The organism is Clostridium sp. BJN0013 (assembly GCF_040939125.1).
Lineage (GTDB): Bacteria > Bacillota > Clostridia > Clostridiales > Clostridiaceae > Clostridium_B.
Genome location: NZ_CP162495.1, coordinates 1,525,024 through 1,541,845, shown reverse-complemented (window position 1 = coordinate 1,541,845; position 16,822 = coordinate 1,525,024). Strand labels below are relative to the sequence as shown.

The window sequence follows — 16,822 nt, the reverse complement described above, 5'->3', positions numbered from 1 at the left end:
GTATTTCTCATAAGCAAACTCCATCTGGACCTAAGAATTACTTGATTTTACAGGAATTATGATCTTTATGACTGTTCCTATATCCAATTTACTCCAAACATCTATTTTTCCATTGTGCTCATCAAGTATCCATTTTGCAATAGAAAGCCCAAGTCCTGTTCCGCCGCTGGATTTTGTTCTAGACTTATCCGCTCTATAAAATCTCTCAAATATATGGGGAATGTCCTCTTCAGAAATACCTATACCCGTATCTCCTATGGTTATAACAGCTGTATTATATCTCAAATAACAGTCCAACTTAATAGTTCCTCCTTCAGGTGTATATTTGATACTATTGTCAACAAATATTCTCAAAGCTTCTTTAATAAGCTTCCTGTCTGCATATACATTAAATTTTTCATTATAATCGCTTCCTATATGATGATTTTTATGAACTAATTTTGTCTCTCTTACTAATTCATCAATAAGTTCACTGAGTATAAAGTCTTCTTTTTCAACTTTTTGGGCATTTTTATCTCCTCGTGCAAGAAATAAAAGCTTTTCTATCAGTTGTTTCATATTTTCTGATTCACTTTTAATTGCAGCAATGGATTCCTGCAGAACTTCCCTGTCATCCTTTCCCCAGCGGTGCAGAAGGTTCGCATATCCTTGAATTACAGAGATAGGGGTTCTCAATTCGTGGGATGCATCGGATACAAATTGATTTTGCTGTTCCACAGAACTTTCAATTCTGTCCAGCATTTCATTAAAAGTTTTTGCAAGGTCCTTTAATTCATTTTTTGAACCCTTTACATTAAGACGTTTATCCAGAGCATTTATAGATATCTCCCTTACAGTATCTGTCATACTTTTTAACGGAGATAAAAATTTTTTACTGGCTTTTGAACCTACAATGCTAATAATAAATAATCCTATAACATTGGATATAAATATAATACCTCCTAAAATTGACATATAATCAGCATTTATTCCCTTATCCATGTAGTATTTAAAGCTGGCCATTATACAGACTCCTATTAGTGAGAAAACCATGATGAAACTAAATACATAAGTTATTGTAATTTTAAAAGTTAATGAAAATCTAAATTTTTCTAAAATATTCCAAGCAATATCTTCTATAAGATCATATAAAAATTTAAAAATCATCTTTGAAAATGAAAATAGTATTTTTATGATTTTAAACAGTATTTTATACAGAGATTTTCTATTATTCATACCTAAATTGATACCCCACTCCACGAATGGTATATATATACTTTTTGTTGAATTTATCATCAATTTTACTTCTTAAATAACGAATATACACATCTACTATATTTGTATCTCCTAAATAATCATATCCCCAGACTTTTTCTAGGATATTTTCCCTGGAAAGTGCAATATTTTTATTCACCATTAAATATTTTAAAAGATCAAATTCCTTTTTCGTTAAATCTATTCCTGCGTTTTCATATGTAACAATATGTCTGCCAATATCCATTTGCAGCCTACCTGCGTTAATAATATTATTAATTTCTACATTATTATTGCTTTTATGTTTAAACACCACCCTAATTCTTGCAAGAAGTTCCTCTATAGCAAAGGGTTTTGTCATATAATCCTCTGCACCTATATCAAGTCCCATAACCTTATCCATAATCTCATCCTTTGCAGTAAGCATGATAACGGGAATTTCCGAGGTTTGCCTAAGTCTTCTAAGTACTTCCATTCCATTGAGGGAGGGAAGCATAACATCAAGTATTATAAGGTCATAGCCTCCTTTTAGGGCTTTTTCCAATCCCACTCTTCCATCTCCAGTCTGATCAACCATATACCCTTCATGTTCAAGTTCCAGCTGAACAAATCTGGCTATTTTCACTTCATCTTCAACAATAAGAATTCTTTTACCAGCCATTATATACACCCCTTTTCAGTTCACAATTCACAGTTCATAATGCACAATTTATTATACTTAGTGTATGCTAAATTTATTATACTATCAAGTGATTCTTAGGTTCAGGTGGAGTTTGCTCATGAGAAATACTTTTCTCCACCTGAACCTTATTAACAGTATTCTTAGTGTCTTTAGCACTTAGAATACGTTATCCTTTAGGGGAAGAACTTATCCAGGCGCGTAGCAGTGCTTATTCCCCACTTTGAAGAAGCTGGGGTGTTAGCTAATTACAGCGTTCGGATAAAATTTAAAGCCTGCTTTATGAAAAATCACAAGCAGGCCCCTGTTTAGGCATTATTAAATTCTTTTGTTATTTTATCTTTGACATCTGTGACTACATTTGTAACCTTGTCTATTTTACTATTGATATTTAAATCTTCTCCATTTTCTCTATGAAATCTTATTTTACAACCTGTAACTAGGGCAATTATAAGGAATACTACCGCCACTGGCATTGCCACTATAACAAATATTGCTGCTAAAGTAGATGGTATATTCAATATGGTCTTTTTATCCTTTGATATTACAAATTTTATTTTATTGGCCCTAGTAATTAATCTTTTTACTTTTCCCATAAAATCTGAATTGCCAGTACATTCCTTTTCCGGTTTAATCTTATCTTGTTCTTCAAGATAGGAAAGTGCTTCAACTATATCCCCATTACATTTTTCCAGTGCTTCTTTTGCTTCTTTATATCCTACATTAGCTCTTTTCCTCAATAGGTCAATCTGTTCAATACTAATTGACATTTTAAATTCCTCCAATTCATTTTTACTATGATATTAATCTTTTCTTATCTGCAAATACTTTTTTATAGTTATATGATAAAGATTAATGATTAAAACAAAATTAGTAAAAGATTAAAATCTCATTAGAAAATTAACGCAAAAATATATTATATCAATAAAGATTATTCTTAAAACTTCTTTTTTTCTTCATATTTATTATTGACAAAAATTTTTAAAAGCTTTATATTAAATTTATGGATAAATTATATTTATAAATCATATATATCGAATAATAAGTATTATTATAAGAATATAACTAGGAGGTTTTATTATGTCAAATAACAAAATTTGTGAATCAGCAGATAAAGTATTAGAAAATTTTATAAGTTCTCTAGATAATGTACAAACTTCACACCACAGAGTGGACAGTCAGAAAATCAAATGTGGTTTTGGACAACTGGGAGTATGCTGTAAACTGTGTGCCAACGGTCCCTGTAGAATAACACCTACATCTCCAAAAGGCATATGTGGTGCTAATGCAGATACCATAGTTGCCAGAAATTTTCTACGGGCTGTAGCTGCAGGAAGTGGCTGTTATATTCATATAGTAGAAAATACAGCTAGGAATGTGAAATCCCTTGGAGAAACCCGTGGGGAAATAAAAGGAATAAATGCCTTAAATAATCTGGCAGAAAAACTAGGTATAACAGAACCTGACCTCCACAAAAAAGCTGTCTTAGTAGCGGATGAAATATTGAAAGATTTATATAAACCAAAATTCGAAAAAATGGAGGTTATAAACAAAATAGCCTATGCACCTAGACTTAAAAACTGGGAAGAATTGAATATAATGCCTGGAGGCGCAAAATCAGAAGTTTTTGATGGCATAGTAGAGACTTCCACAAATCTAAATAGTGATCCTGTCAACATGCTTTTAACCTGTTTAAAACTTGGAATATCCACTGGAATTTACGGTCTTACCCTTACCAATTTACTAAACGACATTATTTTAGGTGAACCTGAAATAAGACCTGCAAAGGTTGGTTTTAAAGTAGTAGACCCTGATTATATAAACTTGATGATAACAGGTCATCAGCATTCCATGATTGCCCATCTTCAGGATAAACTTATTGAACCTGAAGTTATCAAAAAAGCTCAGGCAGTTGGTGCCAAAGGCTTTAGATTAGTAGGCTGTACTTGTGTGGGACAGGATTTACAATTGAGAGGCAAACACTATACTGAAGTTTTTTCAGGTCATGCCGGAAATAATTTTACAAGTGAAGCTCTAATAGCTACAGGAGGTATAGATGCCATAGTATCAGAGTTTAACTGTACTCTTCCCGGTATTGAACCAATAACCGATAAGTTCCTGGTTAAAATGATATGTCTTGACGATGTAAGTAAAAAATCCAACGCAGAATATATAGAATACTCCTACAAAGATAGAGAAAAAATAAGCAGTCATATTATAGAAGAAGCAATTGAAAGCTATAAGGAAAGAAGACCTAAAATTAAAATTAATATTCCTAAAAATCATGGTTTTGACGATGCAATAACCGGTGTAAGTGAAACTTCTCTTAGAGAATTTTTAGGAGGCAGCTGGAAACCTCTTGTAGATCTCATAGCCTCCGGGAAAATAAAAGGTGTAGCTGGAATAGTAGGTTGCTCAAATCTAACCGCCAAAGGCCACGATGTATTTACAGTAGAACTTACAAAAGAACTTATAAAGAGAAATATAATTGTGCTCTCTGCAGGGTGCTCCAGCGGTGGTCTTGAAAATGTAGGGCTTATGTCACCTAGTGCTGCAGAACTTGCAGGAGACAGTTTGAAAGAAGTATGTAAAAGCCTTGGTATACCACCTGTATTAAATTTTGGTCCTTGTCTTGCCATTGGAAGACTTGAAATTGTGGCAAAGAAATTGGCAGAGTACTTGAATATAGATATTCCTCAGCTTCCACTAGTTCTTTCAGCACCTCAGTGGCTTGAAGAACAAGCTCTTGCAGATGGAAGTTTCGGACTTGCACTTGGGCTTCCTCTTCATCTTGCCATATCCCCATTCATAGGAGGAAGTAAAGTTGTTACAAAAGTTCTCTGTGAAGATATGGTAAACCTTACAGGTGGAAAACTTATAGTGGAGGACGATATAGTAAAAGCTGCGGATAAATTAGAAGAAGCCATACTTGAAAGAAGAAAAAATTTAGGTCTTAATTAAAATTTAAAGGGTGGTTTTTATGAAAAGGATAATGATAAATAAAGACTTATGTACTGGATGCTTAAATTGCACTTTGGCCTGTATGGCAGAACACAATAAAAATGGTAAATCCTTCTTCAATCTGGATCTTGAAGACATTTCTCTTGAAAGCAGAAATCATATATCCAAAGATGAACATGGAAATAAACTTCCTATATTTTGCCGCCACTGTGATGATGCTGAATGTGTGATAACCTGTATGAGCGGAGCTATGACCAAGGATACTGAAACCGGCCTGGTTTCCTATGATGAAGACAAATGTGCCAGCTGCTTCATGTGCGTCATGTCCTGTCCATATGGAGTCCTAAAACCAGATACTAAAACAAAGAGTAAAGTGGTGAAATGCGACTTGTGCGGTGATAGAGATACTCCAAGATGTGTTGAAAATTGTCCTACAGGAGCAATTTATATAGAAAAGGAGGAAGGGCTTTTATGAAGAATTTAATAAAAAAACTGCACCCCAACAAATATGTGATAATAGGAGCCAGTGCCGCTGGAATAAATGCTGCCAAAACCTTGAGAAAACTGGACGGTAACTCCCGCATAACAATTATATCAAAAGACAAAAGTGTCTATTCAAGATGTATGCTCCACAAGGTACTTGATGGAAGCAGAAATTTAAACACCATAAACTTTATAGAAGATGACTTCTTCCAAAAATACAACATAAATTGGATAAAAGGTGCTGAAGTTGACCATATAGACAGTTTAAGTAAAAAAGTACACTTGAAAGATACAAGGAACTTTAAATATGACAAGCTTCTCATAGCTTCCGGAGCCTCTTCTTTTGTTCCTCCTGTCAAAAATTTAAGGGAAGGAAAGGGTGTATACTGTCTTAGAAATTTTGAAGATGTGATTTCTATAAAAGAAAGAGCCAAAGAGTCCAAAAGTGCAGTAATACTTGGTGCAGGATTAGTTGGAATAGACGCACTTTTAGGTATTATGGAAAAAGGTATTAAAATATCTCTGGTGGAAATGGGAGATAAAATTCTTCCCCTTCAGCTTGACAATAAGGCATCCTCTATATACGAAAAACTTTTGAAAGAAAAAAATGTGGATATTTTTACCTTAACCAAATTGGAAGAAGTGATTCTGGATAAAAATGGTTATGTTCAAAAAGCAGTGTTGTCAAATTCATCTTCTATAGATTGTGACATGATAATTGCAGCTGCTGGTGTGCGTCCCAATATAGACTTTATAAAAAATACAGATATAAAAGTTGAAAAGGGAATTTTAATAGATAAGCACTGTAAAACCACAGTAGATGACATATATGCAGCAGGAGATGTGACCTTCACTGCACCAATATGGCCCATAGCAGTAAAACAAGGTATAATCGCTGCTTACAACATGGCATCTATAAAAAAAGAATTGGATGATAATTTTGGCATGAAAAATTCTATGAATTTACTGGGGGTTCCCTGCGTATCCCTTGGAAAAGTCAATACTCCCGATGACTCTTATACCATAAATACTCTAGAATGGGAAGGCGTTTACAAGAAAATAATACACAAAAATGGTATAATTACAGGCGCACTGTTAGTAGGTGATATATCTTACTCTGGAGTACTTGGACATCTTATAAAGAATAAAATAGATATAAGTCATATTCATAAAAATATTTTTGACATAGATTACTCTGACTTTTATAGTGTAAAAGAAAATGGTGAATACAGCTATAAACTGAGCGTATAAATAATGGGAACTGTATAAAAAGATTTATTTATGTTTTTATACAGTTCTTTCATTAATAATATAAGTTATAGATTTTTAACTACCAAATCTCCCATTTCCTCTGTCCCTACAATTTTTGAACCTTCTGTAGCTATATCTAAGGTTCTATAGCCTTCTTTTAAAACCTTTGATATAGAATTTTCTATATCTTGCGAAGGTGCTTCCATATTAAAACTATATTTAAGCATCATAGCTACACTCATCAATGTACCAATAGGATTGGCCTTGTTCTGCCCTGCAATATCTGGTGCAGAGCCATGTATAGGTTCATACAATCCAAAAGAATCTTCCCTTACACTGGCAGACGGCAGCATTCCAAGGGAACCTGTAAGCATTGAAGCCTCATCGCTTAAAATATCTCCAAACATATTCTCCGTTAGAATTACATCAAACTGCCTAGGATTTTTAATAAGCTGCATGGCAGCATTATCTACATACATATAATTTAATTCTATATCTTTATATTCTTTTGCAATTTCACTTACAATTTCCCTCCACAGCTTAGAGCTTTCAAGCACATTGGCTTTATCTACTAAAGTAAGTTTTTTGTCCCTTTTTTTAGCAATTTCAAAGGATTTCCTGGCAATTCTATCTATTTCAAAACTGGAATAGCTAATAGTATCCCAGGCTTTTTGACCTCCTTCTATATTCACCCTATTTTTTTCTCCAAAATATGCTCCTCCGGTTAATTCTCTAACTATCATTATATCAAGACCTTCTCCCAGTACCTCTGACTTCAAATTTGAAGCAGATTTAAGCTGTGGAAACAATATGGCAGGTCTTAAATTAGCAAATACCCCAAGGGTTTTTCTTATGCCCAGAAGTCCCGCCTCAGGTCTCAAATTTCCAGGTAGTTTATCCCATTTAGGTCCTCCTACTGCTCCTAAAAGTACTGCATCACTATTTTTACAAACTTTTATAGTATCCTCTGGCAGTGGTGTCCCTTTTTCATCTATGGCACTGCCTCCTAAAAGTACTTCTTCATATTGGAGATCAAATTTATACTTGCTGGCTACAGCTTTTAAAACTTTCTTTCCCTGAGTAATTATCTCTTTTCCAACTCCATCTCCTGGTATAATAGCTACTTTCACTTGTTTTCCACCTCTTTTTTTATATAGTTTATAAGTCCTTGAGATTCTATTATCTTCTGCATGAATTCTGGAAAAGGTGCTGCCTTATAGGTTTTATTTTTGGTTATATTGGTAATTACTCCTGAATTTACATCAATAGATATCTCATCATTTTCTTCTATATCCCTTGCAGCTTCCCTGCATTCCATTATAGGAAGCCCAATATTTATAGAATTTCTAAAAAATATTCTGGCAAAAGTCTCTGCTATTACACAGCTAATTCCCGCTGCCTTAATGGCTATGGGGGCATGTTCTCTTGAAGAGCCACATCCAAAATTTTTGCCTGCTATAATTATATCTCCTTTATTTATTTTCTTTGAAAAATCTTTATCCAAATCTTCCATACAGTGAGAAGCAAGTTCCTTTTCATCACTGGTATTTAAATATCTAGCCGGAATTATAACATCTGTATCAATATTGTCTCCATATTTAATAGTCTTTCCCTTTATCATTTTACTACCTCCTCTGGTGATGAAATCTTTCCCGTTACAGCAGAAGCTGCTGCTACTGCTGGACTTGCTAAATAAACTTCACTTTCTACATGTCCCATTCTTCCTATAAAATTTCTATTTGTAGTGGCTACAGCCCTTTCTCCTTTTGCAAGTATACCCATGTGTCCTCCAAGACATGGGCCACAAGTGGGTGTGCTTACCACAGCCCCTGCTTCTATGAATATCTCTAAAAGTCCTTCTTTCATGGCTTGAAGATATATCTTTTGTGTTGCAGGGAATATAATAGTCCTTACATTAGGGTTTACCTTTTTCCCTTTTAAAACTTTAGCCGCAGATCTAAGATCTCCTATTCTTCCATTGGTACAGGAGCCTATAACCACTTGATCTATTTTTACATCTCCAACCTCATCAATAGCTCTGGTATTTTCAGGTATATGCGGAAATGCTACCGTAGGACGAATTTTAGATAAATCTATTTCTATAACTTTACTATATTCTGCATCCTCATCTGCTTCGTATATAGTATAACTTCTATTTGAATGCTCTTTTACATATTCTATAGCTTTTTCATCTACCGGGAAAATTCCATTTTTAGCACCTGCTTCAATAGCCATGTTAGATATGGTAAATCGATCATCCATGGATAATTCTTTTACTCCTTCTCCCGTAAATTCCATGGAATTATAAAGAGCTCCGTCTACTCCTATCATTCCAATAATGTGGAGAATAATATCTTTCCCACTTACCCAGGGATTTAATTTTCCCTCAAGTACAAATTTTATAGCCTCAGGCACTTTAAACCAGGCTTCTCCAGTGGCCATTCCTGCAGCCATATCTGTACTGCCCACTCCTGTGGAAAAAGCTCCTAAAGCACCATAAGTGCAGGTGTGTGAGTCTGCCCCTATTATTACATCTCCACACACTGCCAATCCTTTTTCAGGAATCAATGCGTGCTCAATTCCCATCTGACCTATTTCAAAATAATTTTTGATATCCATGTCTTTGGCAAATTCTCTTACAAACTTGCACTGTTCTGCTGATTTTATATCCTTATTAGGAGTAAAATGATCTGGAACAATTGCAACCTTTTCCTTGTGAAAAACTTTATTGCTTCCAATTTTATTAAATTCATTTATAGCTACCGGAGTAGTTATATCATTTCCAAGTACTAAATCCAATTTTACTTTTATTAATTCTCCCGCTTTTACACTATCCAGCCCTGCATGGGAAGCTAGTATTTTTTGCGTCATGGTCATTGCCACATAAATCACTCCTATCAAAATTTTATATTAATGTTTATTTTATATAATATTTACTGATTGACTGGGGTTTTCGGTAAGTTCTTTGAGTAATTTTCATAATATAATTTATTTACAGCATTTATAAAAGCTATACCGCTGGCTTCTACGATATCCGTACTTATACCTTTTGCTGAAAATATTTTACCTTCCTTTTCAATTCTTACAGTAACTTCTCCCATTGCATCTTTTCCACTCCCTACAGCTTTTATAAAGTAATCATTTAAAGTAACGTCTATGCCAGTAGCCTTTTCAATAGCTTTAAATGTAGCGTCTACAGGTCCATCTCCACAAGAAGCTTCACTTATTTTTTTTCCGTTACATTCAATCTCCACAGTAGAAGTAGACACTACAGTGTTTCCTGTAAAAACCTGATAATACTTTAACTTAAATACTTCTGGAACATGAAATATTTCATTTTTTACAAGGCTTTCTATATCCTCATCTGATATATGCTTTTTCTTATCTGCCAGCTCTTTAAATTTTTTAAAAATTTCATCTGTTTTTTCTACACTTAAATCTTTATATCCCATTTCATGTAAATGTTCTACAAAAGCATGTCTACCAGAATGTTTGCCTAAAACTATAAAATTTTTCTTAAGTCCTACGGACTCCGGTGTCATAATTTCATAGGTCTCTCTGCAATTTAATACTCCATGTTGGTGTATGCCAGATTCATGGGCAAAAGCATTAGCTCCCACTATTGCCTTATTTCCTTGAACTTGCATGCCTGTTACATGGCTTACTATACTGCTGGTTTTAGTTATCTCCTCTGTTACAATATCTGTATGACAGTTAAAACTATCCGCTCTTGTACTGATTGCCATTACAATTTCTTCAAGGGCTGCATTGCCTGCCCTTTCTCCAAGTCCATTTATGGCACATTCAATTTGCTCTGCACCATTTTCAATAGCTTCCAGAGAATTTGCCACAGCCAAGCCTAAATCGTTATGACAGTGTACACTTATAATGGCCCTATCAATATTTTTTACATTTTCTTTAATTCCTTTAATAAATGCACCATACTCTAAAGGAGTAGTATACCCTACTGTATCTGGTATATTTACTATATCTGCACCTGCTTCTATAACAGCTTCTAAAACTTTATATAGAAATTCAGGTCTGGTCCTTGTGGCATCTTCTGGTGAAAATTCTATACTAGGACATAATCCCTTAGCATATCTTACCATATCTGCCGACCTTTTTAAAACTTCTTCTGGTTTCATTTTTAACTTATGCTCCATGTGAATATCTGATGTGGCAAGAAAAATATGAATTCTGGGTTTTAAGGAACCTTTGAGAGCTTCCCAGGCACAATCTATATCCTCTTTTGAAGCTCTCGCAAGTCCCACTATGACGGGTCCCTGTATATTTTCAGCAATAGCCTTAACTGCCTCAAAGTCTCCATGTGAAGCTTTAGGAAAGCCAGCTTCTATAATATCTACAGACAATTTTTGAAGTTGTTTTGCAATGGTAAGTTTATCATTTATATTCAGACTCACTTTAGGCGTCTGTTCTCCATCCCTTAATGTAGTATCAAATATATATATTTTCTTTGTCATAAAAATTCCTCCCTTTTTATAATTCACAATTTAGTTTACAGTTTTAAATATAAAAAAACAGACTTCTCTATGGGGCGAGAAGTCTGTCGCGGTGCCACCCAAATTTTTTCTCAATTAAATAACGGCATAAACCGATAGAGCTTACTAAAATTTCAGCTTATAACTCCAGGGCGAGTTCAACCTGTATGATTTATGGGCTTTCACCTATCCTCACTCGCTTTTAAATTCAATTCACATGTCTACTATTCCCTATCATAGTTTTTACAATGCACAATGCACAATTTACAAATTTTTTCTTTTTAAATATAAAAACAGACTCCTCATGGGGCGAGAAGTCTGTCGCGGTACCACCCAAATTTTTTCTTAATCAAATAACGACATATTGCCGGCACAGCCTACTGAAATTTCAGCCTGCAACTCCGAAGTGAGTTCAATGTGTACCATTTATGGGTTCCCACCTTTCCCCAATCTCTTTAAAATACAAACACATTTACTAATCTCCATCTTAGTCTTTATAATCAACTATATACCTGTCAGTATATTATAAATTAAATTTACTGTCAATAGATAAATAACTTTTATTACAATAAAAATTTGTTCACTTTTTGTTTTAACTCGCCGGAAACTTGTTCCAAATCTGCTGTAAGATTTTTAACATTTTTCATTTTTTCTCTTACTTCAAGGGTAGAGGCTGTTATTTCTTCAGAAGATGCAGCTATTTCCTGTGTAACTGAAAGTATGGAATCCATTGAAGAACTAACCACATCCTTATTTTTATAAACTTCTTCTATCTGGGATACATTTTTTTCAATTACCTTTGGCATATTTTCCATAAAATCAATCACCTTGCCTAATGTCTGTTTTGTTTCATTTATAGTATCAACCTGAGATTCTATTACTTTACTTGAAGTCTCCACACTACCTGCAGAAATATTAACTGTATCTATAAGTTCCTTTATAAGTATATTAATCTGTTTTACAGATTCAAAGGTTTTATCCGATAGTTCTTTAATTTGTTCTGCCACCACAGCAAATCCCCGTCCGGCCTCTCCTGCTCTGGCGGATTCTATAGACGCATTTAAAGAAAGCAAATTTATCTCATTTGAAATTCCTTCTATGGTCTCTACTATACTTACTATATCATTGGATTTGTTTAATAATTTTTTTATATTACTGTTGGTTTTCCTGGAAGCTTCTATATTTTCCTTACTTTTATTCTCAAGTTCAGTAAGTATATTTATAATATTTGAATTTAACTGACTAGCTTTAAATACATCTTCTTTCATGGTAATACTGTTTTTTTTCACTACATTTATATTTTCTGACAAAATACTCATGCTTTCAATACTATTTTGCATGTCTTTTGCAGAATCACTTATAGCTGAAGATACCTGTTCCATTGCGTCTTTTATGCTGCTTGAATTTTCAGAAGTAACCTCAGTAAAGGAAGCTATGCTGACTACCTTTTCATCTATTACAGCAGAGGTATTTTTTATCTTTACAAGAACATTTTTTATCTCATCTATCATTTCATTAAATATTTGTCCTATAATTGCTATTTCATCTTTATTCTTTATATTAACTTTTACAGACATATTACCTTTAGATGCCATTTTCATAGAATTTATTATTTCACTTAAAGGTTTTACCTTGTTTTTCATAAGGAGGCCTATAAATAGTACAGAAACCAATATTATAATTACAGATATTGTAACTGTGATTATTAAAATTTTATATAGAGGTCTATAAAAATCTTCATCATAACATCCTACATTTATGTACCAATCCCAGGGTTCAAAATAAGCTACAGCATTTATTTTAGGTCTTTCTCGGGTTTCTCCTGGATTTTTCCAGTTGAAATGTACTATTCCTCCACTTTTAGGATTCTTAGCTTCATCCATTATAAGCTGTACCAAACTGTTTCCATCTGAATCCTTAATACTTGATATATCCTCTCCTTCTTTGTAAGGGTGCATCATCTCAACTCCCTTACTATTGATGGCATACATATAGGCTTCTATATTTAATTCTAAATTTGAATTAAGTCCCCTTGTTTTTCCATCAGACTGTTTTGGATTTAACATTTTACTTTTAAATACTTCTTGAGCTTCCACCCTGGTAAGCTTTCCTTTTTGAACTTGTTTTTCCAGTGCTTCCATCATTACAATACCCATTTGAATTCTATTTTTTATAGCAGTTTCCCCTAAATTTGTAAGTTCCTTTTTTGTATTATAAAAACATACAGTTCCTATTATAATTATAGAAATTACAATTATGCCTAAAAACCATAAATAAGAACTAAAAAAACTCCAGCTTAACTTGTCGTTTTTTAGTTCATGCCTTTTAGATCCTTTTTCTTTCATAAGCAACTACCCCTTCCCCGATACAAATACACATTAATTACAAATTGATTTGCTATATTACTTTATTATACCGCATATTTGTGCATAATCACAATATAATGTATAAACCCCTCCATATATTCCTATATAAGGGGTTCATAATAAAAATTTCCTTGCATTTTTTAACCATTTCATTTCAAAAGTTTCAAGCTTCTATTCGTCAGATATTTCAATAAGAGGTATTATATTTATTACAGGTTCTTCATAGGGGTGAACTTTTTTTATTGTACTTACAGCTTTATATACTATTTTACTTTTACAGCAAAATTCCACCTTGCATTCCTCTTCTTTACTTACTTCATTTATAGTGCCTTGAAAAGGATCTGCTCCCTGAAGGGGTCTCCAGTATCCTGTAACTTTAGAAACTGACATGCAATTATCGTAATTTTCACCTACATTGAGTACCCCTATATTATTTAAACTTTCTCTCAATTTATTCACATAATTTTCAGGTATAAAAGTTTCTATTTTAAAATTTTCATAATCCATGAATTTCACCTCATCAAATTCTAAAATAAACCGCTGAAAAAATTTTTAATGGCTTCTATAATTTTAGCAAAAAATCCTTTAGCTTCCTCAGAAGATATACTTCCTTTCAATTGACTTGCCACACTGTTTAATTGATCTTTCAAATCAGAAAAATTTAAGTTCAAACCATTTATTTTACTCATTAGAGATACTATTTTATCCACATCTTCAGAGGATAAATTAAAATTATAATTGTTAACCACATTTTGCACTATGTTTTTTATTTCTCCTTCTGTTTTAGGATTTTCTTTAACTACCTCAGTTTTTATTTCATTTATCAAACCTGCAGCTTCATCTTTCCCTATTTTATCTCCCAGATTTCCTGTAGTTACCAGTTCATCATTTGCAACCTTTTTAGTTTCTTCATCAATTTTATTACCTGCCGTACTGTTTTCAAAGCCTTTTAAAATGCCTGTAAGAGCTGCAGTTCCAGATACGTTGAAAGGAGCAGCCGCTTTAACATTAGCATTTTTTATTCCTGCAGTTATAAGAGCATTCTTTATCATACTGCTGCTGACCCAATATATATTATTGGTGGATACTTGAAGACCTCCACTGGAAGTTGGTTCTACATAAGCACAGGATATGGATTTAGTTCCTATCTGTTCACTACTTGCCACATCTCCCAAATACTTTTTTTCCTCATCTATATTTACTTCTATTACATTAACTTCCTGTTTATTAACTTTAAAATATTTCAGCATGTCATTTTTTTGCTGCTCTGTAAGGTCTCCTCCTAAAGTAACTACTTTATAGGCATCTGCCTGTACTTTATTTACACCCCCTACTAATACCATAGATAAAATCATAAATAATACTAACAATTTACTTGCAAATATTCTACACTTCATATTTAAAATCTCCTTTTTAATATACTAATAAATATAATATACTACATTTATCAATATAAAAAGTACCAAATTCTAAAAATATTAGGTACATTTAAGAAGATAATATTTCTACTGCTTTTGTAAGCCCTATGTCTTTTTGAAGTAATTTTAAAAAATCATACTTTGATTTATTATAATTTTCAAAAATCTTAAGTGCATTTTCTCGGTCATTGTAAACCTTCCAGTAGCCACAACATACACATTTTTTTCACTGCAATTTATAAAATCTTCTACATCCTTAACAGGTATACCTAAAAAAATTCCCATTTCATGAGGGCAAAAATTATATTCATATCTGTTTTTAAGAAGATTCAACTTATCAATTAAAGGCATGGAATTATGATATCCAAATTTACTTAAAAACTCAGCATTATCTTCATAACACAATACTTCAGAGAGCATTTTTTCATTATAAAATAAAAGTATTATTGCATTTTCCTTTCTATGAATTTCAAATACCTTTAAATTTATATTTTTCAAATATTCACTTCCATATCTGCACCATAGATTATACATATTTTTATACTTATTGGATATAGTAATTATAGAAGATGGTTTGTATCCTGCAATGGTAGGAGATAACGCATAGGTTATAAGACTCATCATATACTCTTTTTCATCTGCATTGTAAATAAACTTAATAAACTCTTGATTTAAACTTTTCACATTCTACCAGCTCCTTTAATATAATACTAGGATTCCAAGATAAAAAATATATGCTGCAAAAATATATTTAAACTCAGAATCCTATAGGTATTATCATATATCCAATTTTTAAATTTAATATTATAAAAATTTAACTATTTAGCTATCTTAAATATACCTCTCTAATATTAGCTAGCTGCTTCCCGTCCAAAATTTCTGCATTCCTCTTCTGAACTTTCCTCTGGTGCTTCCTGTACAATTAACCCTTCGTTTAATAGATTAGCTCCATATCCTTCCATTCTTTCTACCCAGTTTCTCATCCATTCTCCGTCGCCCCATCCATAAGAGCCAAATAATCCTACTTTTTTTCCAGATACGGAAGATGCAATAGATTCTACAAAAGGTTCCATTTCACTTTCTTCAATAACCTCTGCACCCATAGCCGGGGAACCTAATAATACCACATCTGCATTCTTTACATCATCAACACTAGCTTCTGAAACATGTAAAAGCTTAACTTCTCCGCCTTTTTCCTTCTTTTTCCTTAGCACCCTCCTCTATTAATTTAGCCATGGCTTCTGTATTACCTGTTCCTGTCCAATAAATAATATTTACTTTACTCATTCTTATCATCTCCTCAAGCTCCTGAAATAATCAATAATGAAAATCATTATCATATACATATAATAATATATCTGTTTATTTCAATTGTCAATAGTCACATAAAATATTTCATATAATATAAAAATAGATTATTAAAAAGGGCACACCTTCCAATAACCTATTTTAAATATATTTTCTATTCTAACTCTTTGATTAAATTAGCCATTTCTATGGCAGCCATAGCTCCGTCATACCCTTTGTTTCCACTTTTAGTTCCTGCCCTTTCTATAGCTTGCTCTATATTGTCTGTAGTAAGTACACTAAATATAACTGGAATATTACTTTCCAGTGAGACATTAGCTATACCCTTTGAAACTTCACTGGATACATAATCAAAATGAGGTGTAGACCCTCTAATTACAGCTCCTAAACATATCACTGCATCATATTTTTGTGAAAAAGCCATTTTCTTTGAAATCATAGGTATTTCAAATGCTCCAGGCACCCATGTTATATCTATATTATCCTCTTCTGCTCCATGTCTTTTTAAACAGTCTAAGGCTCCAGACAATAATTTGGACACTATAAATTCATTAAACCTTCCCACAACTATTCCAAATTTCAAACCCTCTGCATTTAACTTTCCTTCATAAACTTTCATCTTTT

At 33.0% G+C, this 16,822-nt stretch carries 14 protein-coding genes, 2 pseudogenes and 2 other annotated features; of the genes and pseudogenes, 3 read left to right on the top strand and 13 right to left on the bottom strand.

What is annotated here, in order from left to right:
- Window positions 1–30: 30 nt before the first annotated feature.
- From AB3K27_RS07845 to AB3K27_RS07835, 3 genes are all read right to left on the bottom strand, one after another.
- Window positions 31–1,215, bottom strand: coding sequence for a sensor histidine kinase (locus AB3K27_RS07845; protein WP_368490663.1), 1,185 nt, complete (start codon window positions 1,213–1,215; stop codon window positions 31–33).
- Complete coding sequence (locus AB3K27_RS07840) at window positions 1,208–1,894, bottom strand: response regulator transcription factor (RefSeq protein WP_368490662.1); 687 nt, start codon at window positions 1,892–1,894, stop codon at window positions 1,208–1,210. The genes AB3K27_RS07845 and AB3K27_RS07840 overlap by 8 nt, the downstream gene beginning before the upstream one ends.
- A gap of 326 nt (window positions 1,895–2,220) precedes the next feature.
- On the bottom strand, window positions 2,221–2,682 hold the full coding sequence (locus tag AB3K27_RS07835; RefSeq protein WP_368490661.1) for a DUF4342 domain-containing protein: 462 nt from the start codon (window positions 2,680–2,682) through the stop codon (window positions 2,221–2,223).
- A gap of 310 nt (window positions 2,683–2,992) precedes the next feature.
- Here AB3K27_RS07835 and cooS point away from each other — a divergent pair, with 310 nt between their 5' ends.
- The 3 genes from cooS to AB3K27_RS07820 are packed head-to-tail and all read left to right on the top strand — an operon-like array spanning window position 2,993 to window position 6,607.
- Window positions 2,993–4,873, top strand: coding sequence for an anaerobic carbon-monoxide dehydrogenase catalytic subunit (cooS, locus tag AB3K27_RS07830; protein ID WP_368490660.1), 1,881 nt, complete (start codon window positions 2,993–2,995; stop codon window positions 4,871–4,873).
- A gap of 19 nt (window positions 4,874–4,892) precedes the next feature.
- Entirely contained in the window at window positions 4,893–5,348 is a 456-nt protein-coding gene (locus tag AB3K27_RS07825; RefSeq protein ID WP_368490659.1) for a 4Fe-4S dicluster domain-containing protein, read from the top strand.
- Window positions 5,345–6,607, top strand: coding sequence for an NAD(P)/FAD-dependent oxidoreductase (locus tag AB3K27_RS07820; RefSeq protein ID WP_368490658.1), 1,263 nt, complete (start codon window positions 5,345–5,347; stop codon window positions 6,605–6,607). The genes AB3K27_RS07825 and AB3K27_RS07820 overlap by 4 nt, the downstream gene beginning before the upstream one ends.
- A gap of 65 nt (window positions 6,608–6,672) precedes the next feature.
- On the opposite strand, the gene leuB is transcribed toward AB3K27_RS07820, so the two are convergent.
- The 10 genes and pseudogenes from leuB to ribE all read right to left on the bottom strand — a co-directional run bounded on the left by leuB (window position 6,673) and on the right by ribE (window position 16,817).
- A complete protein-coding gene (leuB, locus tag AB3K27_RS07815) occupies window positions 6,673–7,737 on the bottom strand; it encodes a 3-isopropylmalate dehydrogenase (protein ID WP_368490657.1) in 1,065 nt (354 codons plus the stop codon).
- A complete protein-coding gene (gene leuD / locus AB3K27_RS07810) occupies window positions 7,734–8,228 on the bottom strand; it encodes a 3-isopropylmalate dehydratase small subunit (RefSeq protein WP_368490656.1) in 495 nt (164 codons plus the stop codon). The genes leuB and leuD overlap by 4 nt, the downstream gene beginning before the upstream one ends.
- Window positions 8,225–9,490, bottom strand: coding sequence for a 3-isopropylmalate dehydratase large subunit (gene leuC / locus AB3K27_RS07805; RefSeq protein ID WP_368490655.1), 1,266 nt, complete (start codon window positions 9,488–9,490; stop codon window positions 8,225–8,227). Before leuC ends, leuD begins: the two co-directional genes overlap by 4 nt.
- Window positions 9,491–9,540: 50 nt before the next feature.
- Window positions 9,541–11,088, bottom strand: a complete 1,548-nt coding sequence (locus AB3K27_RS07800; protein WP_368490654.1) for a 2-isopropylmalate synthase — start codon at window positions 11,086–11,088, stop codon at window positions 9,541–9,543.
- A gap of 67 nt (window positions 11,089–11,155) precedes the next feature.
- Window positions 11,156–11,353 (bottom strand) — a binding site (T-box leader).
- Between the two features lie 55 nt (window positions 11,354–11,408).
- Window positions 11,409–11,604 (bottom strand) — a binding site (T-box leader).
- A gap of 65 nt (window positions 11,605–11,669) precedes the next feature.
- Window positions 11,670–13,451, bottom strand: coding sequence for a methyl-accepting chemotaxis protein (locus AB3K27_RS07795; protein WP_368490653.1), 1,782 nt, complete (start codon window positions 13,449–13,451; stop codon window positions 11,670–11,672).
- A 192-nt stretch (window positions 13,452–13,643) separates the two neighbouring features.
- Complete coding sequence (locus tag AB3K27_RS07790) at window positions 13,644–13,979, bottom strand: cytochrome C biogenesis protein (protein ID WP_368490652.1); 336 nt, start codon at window positions 13,977–13,979, stop codon at window positions 13,644–13,646.
- A 20-nt stretch (window positions 13,980–13,999) separates the two neighbouring features.
- A complete protein-coding gene (locus AB3K27_RS07785) occupies window positions 14,000–14,869 on the bottom strand; it encodes a DUF1002 domain-containing protein (RefSeq protein ID WP_368490651.1) in 870 nt (289 codons plus the stop codon).
- A 91-nt stretch (window positions 14,870–14,960) separates the two neighbouring features.
- Window positions 14,961–15,511: pseudogene (locus AB3K27_RS07780) on the bottom strand (DUF3793 family protein).
- Window positions 15,512–15,741: 230 nt separating this feature from the next.
- Window positions 15,742–16,177 (bottom strand): annotated as a pseudogene (locus tag AB3K27_RS07775) (flavodoxin).
- Window positions 16,178–16,352: 175 nt separating this feature from the next.
- On the bottom strand, window positions 16,353–16,817 hold the full coding sequence (ribE, locus tag AB3K27_RS07770; RefSeq protein ID WP_368490650.1) for a 6,7-dimethyl-8-ribityllumazine synthase: 465 nt from the start codon (window positions 16,815–16,817) through the stop codon (window positions 16,353–16,355).
- Window positions 16,818–16,822: the final 5 nt, after the last annotated feature.